This window comes from Tychonema sp. LEGE 06208, from assembly GCF_015207505.1.
Classification (GTDB): domain Bacteria; phylum Cyanobacteriota; class Cyanobacteriia; order Cyanobacteriales; family Microcoleaceae; genus Microcoleus.
Window position 1 is genome coordinate 25451 of sequence record NZ_JADEWT010000008.1, and the last position, 13118, is coordinate 38568.

Below are 13118 nucleotides of genomic sequence, written 5' to 3' on the forward strand. Positions count from 1 at the left end.
TGAATTTGCTACCAATTTTAGCCCAAGATGCTAGAAACATCAATCATTCCTCCATTGCGGCGTACAATATTTGCTACTTCGGAATACATACCTCCGACTTTGCCTTTGTGCTTGGTAAATAGTGAATGGCATCCCACAATTATTAGCAATTCCTGAGCGCGGGAAAAGGCAACGTTTACCCGTTCTGGCTTTTTCGCAAAACCAATATCTCCATCGGAATTGTTCCTCACCATGCTGACAATAATAATCGGGCGTTCCATGCCCTGAAATCGGTCAACAGTACCCGTTCTAATGGAAAGTGAGGGGAATTTGCGATCGCCGAGCATTTCTTCAATGCGCCTCAATTGAGCGCCGTAAAAAGTAATGATGCCAATTTCTTTTTTCGGTTGTCCTTCGGCAACTTTCAGGCTCCAAACGTCCTCCATTTGCTCGCAGAGAATGTCGATCGCTTCGACTTCTTTAAGATTATATCTTGATGTGCCTTCTAGCTGCTCTGCAAAACTCGGTTCTTGCGGCATTTTCACCCAAATTAGGTGATGTTGTTCTCGGATAATGTCGCCAGCTAAATTGTGCGATCGCACTTTTTCAGGCTCCACAATCCCACAACGCAAGCTATGGTCGTAAAATTGATTAATTGCTCCCATAATGTAGGGGTGCATCCGATACTGAACAGTCAGCCGCCGCTTGATGCTTTCTGGCGCAGCTTCAAATTGTTTCTTAAATAGAGATTCTTCCAAAAAGCTGATATCTTCGGGTTCGCTTCCCATTTCGGTGGCAATTTCTTCTAAACTCTTTTCATGTAGCATTGGCGGTAACTGGCGGTAGTCGCCAATTAATATTAATTTTTTGCCTTTGAGTGCAGGAATCAAAATTTCGGGAGGCGTGCATTTGCTCACTTCGTCAATGATGACTGCATCAAAATTGGTAAATTCTTTGAAGCCGTACCCCGCTACTTGGCTGCAAGTAATGCCGATGACGTTGGCATTGTCGATGTAAACTTGTCTCAATTCGCCCCGATCTTGTTCCGAGGGGCTGCGGAGTTTGGCGATCCAATCTTGAGTTAGTTTTTCATAGCCTTTGAGGTGGGATTCTGCTCGATCGCGTTGTTGGTGCCAAGCATCGAATTGTGTTTTGATTTCGTGCAAGAAGTTGAGATCGTATAAGCCGCTGTCGGGAATTGGTGGCTTTAGGCGATCGGGGATACTTTGCCACGCTGACTCCCACCATTCTCGATCGGAAATTAAAGTGGGTGGTAGTTGCTGTTGTTGTTGGATTTGTTGCAGTTCAACATCCATTTCCTGAACCAGATTTTGACATTCTCGAAGTTGATTGAAAGCTTGACTAGCTGCTTTTTGCAAGCTGGCTTGAATGGTTGTTATAGCCTCTTCTATTACTAGCAGTCCCAATAATGGATCGAGGGAGGAAATTAATTGTTCAAACTGACTTATCCGATCTTCCCACAACTTCGCTCGCTGCGTAAATTCTGATACAGGTGTGTTAGCGATCGCTTGTGAAAGAGAAGAAAAAGATTGATAGCGCATAACTAAACTGCGTAAGTTCGCTGGAATACCCGATCGCTGGCTCAATTCTGCTAAGACTTGTACCGCTTTTTGTGCCTTGGCTCGATATTCACGCTCAAGAGGCTCTAACTGCTTTTTAGCAGTTGCTATTTCCTGTTGTTGCTTAGTTGTTGCTTGTTGAGACTTGTTAAGCTGTTGTTTAAGATTCTGGAGTTGTTTTTCAGTTTCCGGTTGCTCCAGCTCCAGCCATTGAGATATGCTGGTGGCAATGCCCTCGATCGCCTCCGATGCAATCACATTTAATTCCGCATCAAAGTTGGATATTGGCACTTCATTTTGTTGGGCAATTAAACTAGCAATTTTTGACCGACACCTATCGACGTTAGAACGCCAAGGCTGAGGTTTTGCAGGGACAATCGCCAGCAACTCCGGTGGCAATTTAATCAGATTATCTGTAAATTTACGCTTCTCTTGCACGCATTTTTTTAACTCCTCATATACGCTCTGATAAGCTGTGGATTCCCATTTTGTTAGGGCTTTCAAAACAGAGTTTTTATGATCTTGCTCTAATTCCTGTTGTTGGTTAAGCCAGTTTCGCGCAGTAGTAGAAATCCCGCCGATCGCTTCTTTTGCTACCTCGTTTAGTTGCGGTTCAAATGCAGAAATTTTCTTGACTTCACTTTTTTTTAAATTAGCAATCTTTGATTTGCACCGATCGAGATGCGATCGCCACGGCGCGGAATTAGCCTTTACAAATGATACCACGTCCAGCGGTAATTGCATCAAATCGTCTGTAAAGACTCGATCAGTTTCTAGACATTGCTTCATCGCTGCATACACGCGATCGTAAGCGGTGGACTTCCAGCGATCTATTGCAGGTCTGACTGCAACAATTTTTAAACTTCGCTGTTCCAAAGAGTTGATATTTTTTTGTATATTTTTTTGGTTATTCAGACCTAGCTGATAATTTGTTTCCAAAAGTTGAACTGCGGCTGGCTTATCGCGGAGCGATCGTTCAGATTCTGCCGCTTCTCTGATGGATGATATCGCCTCTCTAGAATGAGACAATGACCTTTTAATCTGTGGAAGACCTTGTTCCTTTAACCAAGCTGCTAAACTCAAATAATTCAGCCATAAATTTGGAGGGTTTTGAACACCTAAATCGGCGGCCATTCTAGCTGCATTTTCTACTTTTACCTTAAAGCTTTTTTCAGAACTATACCCAAGTTTAATGAGTTCGGTACTGTTGCATACTTTGATAGCTGTTCTCCATAAATTAATCACACTCTCATCTTCCCAGTTAATTGAAGGTTGAGACATTAGCAATTCCAAAGTAGGCAGGATATGTTCAACAATTTCGTGCTGTTTAGCTTCCGCTTCTCGATAGAGACTTTCCTTAAGCCTACAAGTTTCCTCTAACTCTGCCTTGCGCGATCGCAACTTCTTGTGATTTTCTTGCAACTTTTCTTCCGATCGCAGGTACACATCAAACTGCTGCGATCCTGCTAACAAATTCCCGAAAAAATCTATATTTTCTCGCTGTTTTGCCAACCGCTGCTCGCAGTCATCAGCCGTATTTCTCAGCCAATTGCCAATTACTTTATCTTCCACAAATGGCAAACCTTCCTCTTCAACTCGCTCCGCGCGCCCCTTTCGCAAAGCGCGGATAACGGGACTGTGAATTAAGCGACTCAAAGCATTATCAACAGCTAAATTTGCTTGAGAAGCAATTAAAGTCCTCCCGCCCCGCAGCGCAATTTGATAGGAAATTTCAGCGATGACTGTTGTTTTTCCCGTTCCAGGTGGCCCTTGAATTAACACTAAATCGGGTGCAGACAATACAGCTTCTACTGCTGCAATTTGGTCGGCATTTGCCCCAGATAACAACAAATCTTCTGGTTTCAGTTTAACCGTTGTTTGCGGGGTTCTGGCCTGGGAAGCATCGAAGAAAAATTCGCCTACATAGGGATTCTGAGCAATTCCCTTTTGCAAATCGTCTAAAGCTTTTTTCTGCCGTTTAATTTGAGTTAAATCTCCCGCAGCCTCGAAAGACAAAAAGCCTGTTTTCGGCAATTGATAGTTTCCTTCTCCTATTTTTTCTACTAACTCAGCATCCAGTCTCACCCGGATAAATCCCTTTGCTTTGTCAACCTCTTCGATCGAACCTAACAAAATTGCCTGCCACTTGAAAAGCTGCGGGACAGATTCTCGATCGTCGGATGTGCGATCGTCTTGCTCGCGGATTTCTTCAACTCTAACTACAAGTTTTATATCCTCATTTCTCGCCTTAGCTGCTCTCGTCCAAAAGTCATCTTGTTTGAGAGCGGTTCCTGATGATTTGTCGAGTTGCGCTAAAGATGCGTTAATCTCAAAAGTAATTTTGCGGGTAGCAGAGCCGTAATTATGACCGAAAAAAGGTACGAAAAATTCTCGCGTTTTAGCAATTCGCTCTTCTATCTTTAAAAAGGCTTTCCAAGCTTTTAACTGTTCTTCGGTTGGCACGCAATCCCCGCAAAAGGGAACTGTTTTCATGCGCTCTAAAGCCGAAGTTGGGACGGGCATTCGAGACTGGCGATCGAGGTGCAGTCCCAGGGAAAAAAGAACAGAAAAACCGTCATTGTATCCCCGTTCTGGGGATACTAAACGAGCTGAAAGCAACCGCAAGTTATTATGTCTATCTTCTGTTACCAGAGCTAACAAACTTAAGGTTTTTTGCCGTTGTTTCAAAATTTCTGGTAAGTTGGCTGTTTCGATGTCTGTGGCGATCGCCAGTTCCCATTTTTCTTCGCCCGGTGATTCTCCCGGCCCTTTGCGACGGACGTAGAAAGGCCTGGGTTCGTCTCCGAGAATATCTGAAAGCAATTCGGCGGCACGATCGCGCCGATCGCTAAATTCAGGATACTTTAAGAGAGCATCTTTACCTTCTAGCTCGCGGATTAAGTTATCTGTCGCCCGATCGCCTAAAAACCGATATCCCCAATTTTCATTATTATTTCTAGGCTCTGTTGCACTTGGCAATGAAAAAATAGATAGATTATTACTGATTTGAGGGGCTGTAACAATTGCCGAAATTTCTATTAAAAATTGGTGGTTAGATGCTTGCAAAACAATGGAGCCAGATAGATTAGTTCCGGCGGGAATATCTTGGGAATTGAGGATAATATCTAGTTTTTGCAACCCGCAAGAAAGGTAAGGCTGCTGTACTTTTAACCAAGGGTGAGAGCAGGAAACTTTGCAGTCGCCGCCGAGTTGCAGTTGTTCGGTTCGCTGCAAATATCGGTTAGTTTGGATTTCCCCAAAATGGACTGCTGTGGGGATATCCCAGCTTACTCCCAGCCATTGGACGTTGGGAGCGCTTCCCAAACATCTTACTCTATCTAAAACAGGTGCGGTATGCGGTGCGGATTCGATCGCAACTTCTCCCGTATTCCCGCCGACATTCCGCTCGATGCTCAAGTTTTCCAGTTTCACTCCGGAGACTGCGATTTTCAAAACAGGTTCGTCAGCGGCAAAAATGACGGTGTTTTCTCCTTCCCCCCGCAGCGCGATCGCTTTTTCAATGGTAAATGGCCCCTTATATTCCCCTGCTGTCAAAGCGATCTCAGATCCATCTTTAACAATTGTCAATAACTCACCAAAGTTGTCGGGATCGGCGGAGAAAGTAGCCATAGATAATTGTGGGGGGCGATCGGGAAGTTGATTTTTAGGTTTCTGAAGTTAACTACAGTTTAACACTGTTTAATTACGGTTAACATACTCACCGCACTTTGGAAGCGATTCCCTACCCTACCCTACGGGAACCCCTAGGGGGAACGGGAAGTGCTAAGGAAAAAGGGATAGCTTTGCTTAACGCCGGGGTTTGCCTACGGAAAATGAAACTGTTACATAAAGATGAGAAAGCCTGCAAACCCTCTCCGGCTGTTAATCGCGCTCGATAGACCTTAATTTTTATGCCATCAAAATAACCAAGAATCAAAATAACCAACAGGCGGCGAATCGTCATGCAAAATTTGAGCTTGATCTAAATTAGCTATAGATTCCGCCAATTCTCTACCTACTCTAATATCAAGCGCCCTATCGATTAAGGAAAATGAAAATTCATGCCCATCTTGCAAATATTTTGCTCTGGAAACAATCTCGCTTTTCTCTAAACTAGGGCTGTTACTCCCAATTAAAACGCTATTAATATCCTTCCAAGGAGACACGCATACCTGAGAAAACACGCTTTGAAAAGTCTTCACCTTTTCGGCATAAAACTCATCTCTTTGCAGCAGATTTACCAGCACAACTCCGGCGCTTGACAAGTGTTTTTGGCAGAGTTGATAAAATTCTTTGGTAGCCAGCCGGTGCGAAGAGTAACCGTTGCCACAAAACACGTCGGTCATGATGATATCGTACTTAATATCGGGATTTTTCTGTTCTAGATATTCTCTCCCATCTTGGATTGTGACGCTGAGTCGGCTGTCAAACTGCACTCCAAAACACTTTGTGGCTGCTGAAATCGCGATCGGGTCTACATCAGCACATTCTATAACAGTTTCCGGCAAATAATGGTGCAGGATTAACGGAATTCTGGCACCGCCAAACCCAGCTATATAGACTTTTTGGGGTTGATTTTGCCAAACTAAACCCAACATCATCGCTTGGGTATATTCAGAAACTAAATGCAGGGGATTGTTGAGGTCGATGACAGATTGCAACAAATCTGTATGCAAATTCACTTTCTCTACCAAAGAGAATTTTATTTTATTTTTATCTTTATTAACTGTAACATAGTGAACTCCCGACTCTTGACAAAAAATAACTCCATCCGGCTGTTGTTGTACCCAAGCCAGCCGCTGTTGAATATTCGCTAAATTGAGAGTTTGCCAGTTTTTTTGTTGGTCAATCATTAATTTCAAATTTTATGGCACACAGGGGCAGTCAGAAACCGGGTTTTTGGAGAAAATTCTGCTTCGCCGCCCGCAGATTCAGCAAAAAACCCGGTTTCTTGAGTTTGATTAAGCAGGCTGTACGCGCTTGTAAGTCACTAACTCCAAACCAGAAATCGAAAAATCAACTCTTTCCCAATCTTCCTTCTCGCCTTCCAAATTTTCAAACGCTGCGGAGGTGAGCAAAATCTCTCCCCGTTCCGCCAAATCCTCTCCCAGCTTGGATGCTAGATTGAATTCAGATCCGTACATATCCTCTCCTTCTAGCATCAAAATGTCACCGTAGCCAATTCCAATGCAGAGGTAAATATCCATTTCCGGCGGCAGAGTTGTGTTTACAGCCCCCGTTTGTTTCAGACAGTCAATTGCAGCTTCAACAGCCGATTTCACATCGGGAAATACTGCAAAAATATTGTCGGCTTCTTCTTTAACAACAATGCCGCTATATTCCGAAATTACGGGCTTGACAATTCCGTGCATCCGGTGAATCATTGCCAGAAAGTGGATGATTCCGTAGCGGACAGTGGTTCGCGAAAACCCCGACATATCCATTACTAAAATTGCGTGGGTTTGGCGGAATGTGGCATTAATTTTTTCATCAATTTCTGCCATTCTTTCGGGGTGTTCGTTTCTTTCTTGCAGCAATTTTTTTAAATAACTGCGGTTATTTGTTTTCATTAGCTAATAATACTAAATTTGGGTAACTTTTCTCAATTTTATTCAGCGCTTCCAAGCCGCGATCTGCCTGAATTACGTTCAATTCGTTGCATCTCAACTGATGTGAAATGCACTCTCGCTGGCTGTGGGAATTTTCCACCACTAAAACTGTACTTATCACTCCCCACCTGGTTTTTTAGGTGAACTCGTTCGCTGCTGTGAGTTATCATTGCTGAAATTATTTTACCCGCATTGGATGAATTTGCGATCGCCTTCCCGGAAAAGCTGCTGCAGCAAATTTTCAACGGAGAAGTTGTTGGTAAGCTGTTGTGCAAATAAACATTGTATATTTTGACTATAGATCAAACAAAAATCTTCTCCCCCTCTTTACCTCCTCGCGAAGCCGAATAGCCCCTCTCTCCGTCTCCCCCTCTCCCCCTCACCATACACAATTGGGATGCACAACAGCTTAGCGGCTTGGTGACGAAGAGGTGGCGATGCTGGATTTTACGGCAGAAGAAAGCGATGCAGCGGCGCTGCTAGTTTGGCTGCGACTGTCAGTTTTGGGTCAATTCCCGGCGATAGTTGCGCCGTTTGCCGCCCTTGGACTTGACTTGAGGCGATCGCCTTCCACCCTGCAATAATTTGATTATTTGTTGAAATACAATTTAAATATTGATGAGCTTAGCAGCGACTCATCCTAACTTCGCAAGACTCAAACGAAACATATTTTTAAAGGGTGGAAGTGAGAAAATTAAACATTTGAAAAAACCAGGCGCTGATAATATTTTGGCGGTGCATCTTTCATGATTATAACTTCCAGGATTTGGTTGCGGGAATCCCATTCTGCCGTTAATTTATAATCTTAAAGATGCAGGAAAATGATTTCGAGCCGGACTTACGCATCGACACCAAAGAAACCGGGTTTGGGCCTGATTTGCTGGCTGCAACGAAGGATTTTGATGAAAAACCCGGTTTCAAATCGCGCAGGTGTTCAAGATTATTGATGATATTCGATCGCCCGACCCGATCTTAGGGGTTGCATATTTTGGAAAATGTGCTATGGTATGACCTAATCGGTTCTGGTGGAGATCAGCCACTAGACGAAAGGGGGAAAGTTCGGTGCAAACCCGGCGCTGTCCCGCAACTGTGATGAAGCGTAGAGTAGCTTCTTAGTCAGGATGCCCGCCGATTGTATCGTTCTATTAACCCATCTGCGAGGTACGGATGTCTTCAGTATTTTGTTTTCGATTCGATTGTTTTTCACCAGATGCTGCGCGATCGGCTATTATGCTCCTTAACCCGTGAGAAACCTTTGGTGCAATTGGTTTCTAGAGCAACATAACGAGTTAAAAAAGTTAGCCTCAACAGCATTATCTAGTTTTAGACGCAAGAAATATTGCGCGGGGTTTTGCCTGCTGTAATTTCTAACAGCTTTGTGATAGCGATGTTAGATATTCAGACGATTTCACCTTTGAGGCATCACATTACATTCTGATGACATTGCTGTAGAAAATTCTGCATCGGATACCCCTTAGTTTCCGACAGAGTTTCTATGGAATATCAAAGACTCAACTCGATCATTCAGCAAATATCAATAGTAAAAATTCAGTCATCTAATGTCCGGTTCATTACCATCACAAAAACCTTTTGTAGTGCGGACTTCAGCCCGCTCAACATTGCGGACTTCAGTCCGCACTACGAACCAATCGGACAGGATATCAATTGCGATCGCTCTTTGTAATATCGCTATTTGTACTGATGATGCTATTGAAACCCATACTTAAGAGAGAAAAATCATGTCAATTTCAACTGCAACAATTGGATATCCTCGCATTGGTAAAAATCGCGAAGTTAAAATCGCACTAGAAGCATTTTGGAGTAGCAAATTAGATGCCAATAATTTATTACAAACAGTCAGAAAAGTAGAAATAGAAAACTGGCAAATACAGCTAAAAACAGGTATAGATCGCATCGGTGTTGGCGATACTACCCTCTACGATAGTGTTCTGGATTGGACAGTTCGCCTGGGGTTAATCCCCGATCGCTTTCGGGATTTATCAGGTTTAGATCGCTACTTTGCAATGGCGCGGGGCAAAGAAGGGATACCTGCACTAGAAATGACTAAATGGTTCGACACCAACTATCACTACCTGGTGCCAGAAATTCCCTCAGAATGGCAGCCTGCTGATTTTAGCGACTTTCTCGAAACGGTTAATCGCGCTCAAACTTTATTAGGCGAAAAAGTAATTCCTATTGTTTTAGGCCCCATTACTTTATTGCGATTAAGTCGGTTTGACATACCCTTAAATGAAGCAATTTCAAGATTACGAGAGCGTTATCTGGCGTTGCTGAAAGCCTTAAAAAACTTGGGTATTTCTGAAGTGCAAATTCACGAACCTGCCTTGGTTCTAAGTGATGCTGGTCAATTCAAAGAAGCCTTTGAGTCAACCTATAGTTCCTTAGCTGAAATTAAACTTCCCATCGATTTAGTTACTTACTTTGATGATTTAGGAGATACCTATCCTTGGGTGATACAGTTACCAGTTGCTAAAATTAGCTTAGACTTTACTCGCGGATGCAATTTGAAATTGCTTAAAGAACAGGGATTTCCGGCTGATAAACGATTGGGTGTGGGAATTGTAGATGCTCGCAATATTTGGCAAATTCGTCCCGAACAAGTGCTGCCAGTGCTGCAAGAGATTCAGCAAATTACGCCCGATATTGTAATTCAGCCGTCGGCATCGTTGCAGTTTGTTCCCTACGATGCCGCACGGGAAACAAAGTTGCCAGAACCTCTCCGCAACGTGTTGAGTTTTGCCGAACAAAAACTGCAAGCTGTGAAGTTTTTGGCACGCAGTTTAGCCGGAGAAGAGACTGGAAGCGATCGCGCTAAAATTAGCAATGCCTGGACAACCTTCGAGGAGTTTAGCCCTACCAATATTGCCGTGCAGGAACGTCTGAACAGCCTGACAACCAATGACTTTCAACGCAAATTATCCTACGGCTTGCGGTTGTCGAAACAGATTTCTCTGCCCATTTTTCCCACCACAACGATCGGCTCGTTTCCTCAAACCCCGGAAGTGCGAAAACTGCGGCTGCGCTACAAAAAGGGTGAATTGAGTCAAGAAAACTATCAAGCTGCGATCGACGTTCAAATTGCCGATAGCATTAAAATCCAAGAAGAAATTGGGCTAGATGTGTTGGTGCATGGCGAATTTGAACGCACCGATATGGTGGAATATTTCGGACAACAGTTGGATGGATTCGCCTTCACGGCAAATGGCTGGGTACAAAGCTATGGCAGCCGTTACGTGCGTCCGCCGATTATTTACGGTGATGTTGTTCGCACTGATCCAATGACTGTGCGCGAGTTCAAAGTAGCGCAATCATTGACGCAAAAACCCGTTAAGGGAATGCTAACAGCTCCCGTAACAATTTTAAATTGGTCATATCCGCGCACCGATATTTCCAGACAAGTACAAGCATTTCAAATAGCTTTGGCCTTGCGGGATGAAATAGCAGATTTAGAAGCAGCAGGAGCGCAAGTAATTCAAGTAGATGAACCAGCATTGCGCGAAGGCTTACCTCTGAAAGTAGAAAACTGGAATCAATACCTGTCTTGGGCTGTAGATGCGTTTCTTCTGGCTACCGCAAGCGCTCATCCTCAAACTCAAATTCACACGCATATGTGCTACTGCGAATTTGGCGATATCATCAAAGATATTGAACGGTTAGATGCCGATGTAATTTCGATTGAAAATAGCCGCAGCAATAACCAAACGCTGCATGAAATAACCGCCGCAGGTTACACCTATCAAGTAGGTAATGGCGTGTATGACATCCACAGTCCAGTGGTGCCAACGACGGAACAGATTTTGCAACAACTGCGAACTGGCATTGCTAATCTACCAACTCAACAAATTTGGGTAAATCCCGATTGTGGCTTGAAAACACGACGTTGGGAAGAAGTAATTCCGGCGCTAAAAAATATGGTGGAAGCTGCCAAAATCCTGCGGGAGGAAGTAAATGCGACCGGAAAATAGCGTTTGGCAAGGAAATTTTGGCTATTGGCAACAGGGATTTATTCATACCAATTTGCTGGTTATTGGTTATACAGCATGGAAGGGATTTGAGTTTTTCGGGCGGGGTGTTGTGGTCTGTGATGTAGATACTCAAGTTCTTGATTCTACAATGACAAGCCTCGAATCAATTCCTTTTCAAATTCAGTTTATTCCTGTGAATTTGATGCAATTTTATCTGGGATCGCTATCCGTTGACTCATCGAATATTCCATCTGTGATAGCAGCAACTGTGAAGTACAATCCAGAGCAAGATATTCTGCTATTGCTGAAATTTGGTCGTCAAACAGAGGTAAATCTATTAAGGAAACTAGCCATTTCTCCTGCCGATTGCCACGAACAAGTCTGTAGGCGCTGGGAGGAATTTCAACCAAGTTTGATACCGTAAAAATTCCGATCTTAATGCCTAAATTAAACTCGATTCATATTTCGCATAGGTTGATAACTTGATACTGGATATTTAATACATGATGACATCTGAAACAAATAGCGAAGATTGGCAGCAATCCTTTATTGCAACTAATCTGCTGGTGTTAGGCTATAACGCTTGGGTTGGCTATCTGAATGGTGAACGAGGCGCAGTAATTTGTAGTCTTAATAACCCATTGATGGGAGTTACTGGTGAAACATTCCAATCGCATTTTGTTCCCCGCAGTCGTTTGGCTCCCTTTCTCAATGCTTGGTTATTGGCTCCCGACACCGCTATCCTGCAAAATCACCACATGAACGGTCATATTTTGCAAGCTGCAGATACCTATAACCCTAGTAAAGACATCATTCTGCTGCTGGAATCCGGTCGGGAAGTCACGTTCTTTTATCTGCGAAATCTACCGATTTCGCCCTCGCAATGTTACGAGCAAATCTGCAAAGAATGGGAAGAATTCCAACCTCAGTTCACCCGTTTGAACGAAGAAAATCTACGATGCAATTGATACTACACAAAGTTGGGATGGAACCAGTTGCCGAACGCAAGTTAGAGGGTTTTTTAGTGTTGGGGTTTCGGTTTGCGATCGGTTTGGCTAGCGGTGCATTGTTTGTCCGAATAGCAATAGTGCGATCGCAAATAGCAAAGCTGCATCTTCCTGAACAGGATTCTCTCTCTGAACGATCTGACTAATTCAGGACTGACGCATCAAGACCAAAGAAACCGGGTTTTTGAGCTAATCTGTTGCGCTATTGTCACAGCGGAAAATACTGTCGCTTTTGATTTTTTTGCTACTAATTTAGTACCGCAAAACACTAACAACAGCATCGCAGAAACCGGGTTTCTTGGATGTGCGCGGGGTGTCAGAAACCCGGTTTATTCCTCAATTTTGGTGGGGATGCGTAAATTATCGCAGAAACCGGGTTTCTTGGATGTGCGCGGGTGTCAGAAACCCGATTTCTGGCGATCGATGCGTCCAGGACTATATCGATCGCCCTACTGGTACAATAGAATGTACAAGATCAGCAAATTCAACCGCTACTCGAAATCATGTCCGCAAATACCGCGCTACCCGCAGCCCTAGCTAAAATCGTCCAGCGCTTCCAGCGACACTCCGATCCGAAACAGCGCTACGAACAACTGCTGTGGTATGCAAAGCGACTCCCAGCATTTACCGAAAGCGATAAACTCCCAGAAAACAAAGTTTCTGGTTGCGTATCGCAAGTTTATATTACCGCAAATTTGACCGACGGAAAAGTTTTGTATCAAGGCGATTCTGACGCTCAGTTAGTCAAAGGATTAGTTGGCTTGCTTGTGGAAGGCTTGAGCGGATTAACGCCTGCTGAAATAGTTAGCATTACCCCAGATTTTATTCAAGATACGGGATTGAATGTGAGCCTGACACCTTCCCGCGCTAACGGATTTTATAACATCTTTCAAATGATGAAAAATAAAGCAGTGGCTTGCGAATTGAGCGCGCAAGCAGAAGCAAACTAACCGGAAA

Annotated in this window: 11 protein-coding genes and 1 riboswitch; of the genes, 7 read left to right on the top strand and 4 right to left on the bottom strand. The window is 43.7% G+C overall.

Features of this window, described 5'->3' with window-relative positions; genetic code table 11:
* Window positions 1-17: 17 nt before the first annotated feature.
* From IQ263_RS03710 to IQ263_RS03725, 4 genes are all read right to left on the bottom strand, one after another.
* The gene (locus tag IQ263_RS03710; RefSeq protein WP_194066232.1) at window positions 18-5189 is read right to left on the bottom strand and encodes an AAA domain-containing protein; all 5172 of its coding nucleotides are present in this window, start codon (window positions 5187-5189) and stop codon (window positions 18-20) included.
* Window positions 5190-5476: 287 nt separating this feature from the next.
* Entirely contained in the window at window positions 5477-6412 is a 936-nt protein-coding gene (locus IQ263_RS03715; protein ID WP_194066233.1) for a spermidine synthase, read from the bottom strand.
* A 108-nt stretch (window positions 6413-6520) separates the two neighbouring features.
* Window positions 6521-7129: an adenylate/guanylate cyclase domain-containing protein gene (locus IQ263_RS03720; RefSeq protein ID WP_194066234.1), complete on the bottom strand. Its 609-nt coding sequence runs from the start codon at window positions 7127-7129 to the stop codon at window positions 6521-6523.
* Entirely contained in the window at window positions 7116-7289 is a 174-nt protein-coding gene (locus tag IQ263_RS03725) for a PleD family two-component system response regulator (RefSeq protein WP_228049775.1), read from the bottom strand. The genes IQ263_RS03720 and IQ263_RS03725 overlap by 14 nt, the downstream gene beginning before the upstream one ends.
* Before the next feature lie 316 nt (window positions 7290-7605).
* Between IQ263_RS03725 and IQ263_RS03730 the strand changes: the two genes are divergently transcribed.
* From IQ263_RS03730 to IQ263_RS03760, 7 genes are all read left to right on the top strand, one after another.
* Window positions 7606-7752 carry a hypothetical protein gene (locus IQ263_RS03730; RefSeq protein ID WP_194066235.1) on the top strand — a complete coding sequence of 49 codons (147 nt, stop codon included), beginning with the start codon at window positions 7606-7608 and terminating at the stop codon, window positions 7750-7752.
* A gap of 227 nt (window positions 7753-7979) precedes the next feature.
* Window positions 7980-8144 (top strand): hypothetical protein, encoded by a 165-nt coding sequence (locus IQ263_RS03735; RefSeq protein ID WP_194066236.1) that lies wholly within the window; start codon window positions 7980-7982, stop codon window positions 8142-8144.
* A 24-nt stretch (window positions 8145-8168) separates the two neighbouring features.
* Window positions 8169-8315, top strand: a riboswitch (cobalamin riboswitch).
* 592 nt (window positions 8316-8907) lie between these two features.
* Window positions 8908-11154, top strand: coding sequence for a 5-methyltetrahydropteroyltriglutamate--homocysteine S-methyltransferase (gene metE / locus IQ263_RS03740; protein ID WP_194066237.1), 2247 nt, complete (start codon window positions 8908-8910; stop codon window positions 11152-11154).
* Window positions 11138-11578: a hypothetical protein gene (locus IQ263_RS03745; protein ID WP_194066238.1), complete on the top strand. Its 441-nt coding sequence runs from the start codon at window positions 11138-11140 to the stop codon at window positions 11576-11578. The genes metE and IQ263_RS03745 overlap by 17 nt, the downstream gene beginning before the upstream one ends.
* A 79-nt stretch (window positions 11579-11657) precedes the next feature.
* Window positions 11658-12122, top strand: a complete 465-nt coding sequence (locus IQ263_RS03750) for a hypothetical protein (RefSeq protein WP_228049776.1) — start codon at window positions 11658-11660, stop codon at window positions 12120-12122.
* The gene (locus tag IQ263_RS03755) at window positions 12113-12307 is read left to right on the top strand and encodes a hypothetical protein (protein WP_194066239.1); all 195 of its coding nucleotides are present in this window, start codon (window positions 12113-12115) and stop codon (window positions 12305-12307) included. The genes IQ263_RS03750 and IQ263_RS03755 overlap by 10 nt, the downstream gene beginning before the upstream one ends.
* 357 nt (window positions 12308-12664) lie before the next feature.
* Window positions 12665-13111: a SufE family protein gene (locus tag IQ263_RS03760; protein ID WP_194066240.1), complete on the top strand. Its 447-nt coding sequence runs from the start codon at window positions 12665-12667 to the stop codon at window positions 13109-13111.
* The last annotated feature ends 7 nt before the right edge of the window (window positions 13112-13118 follow it).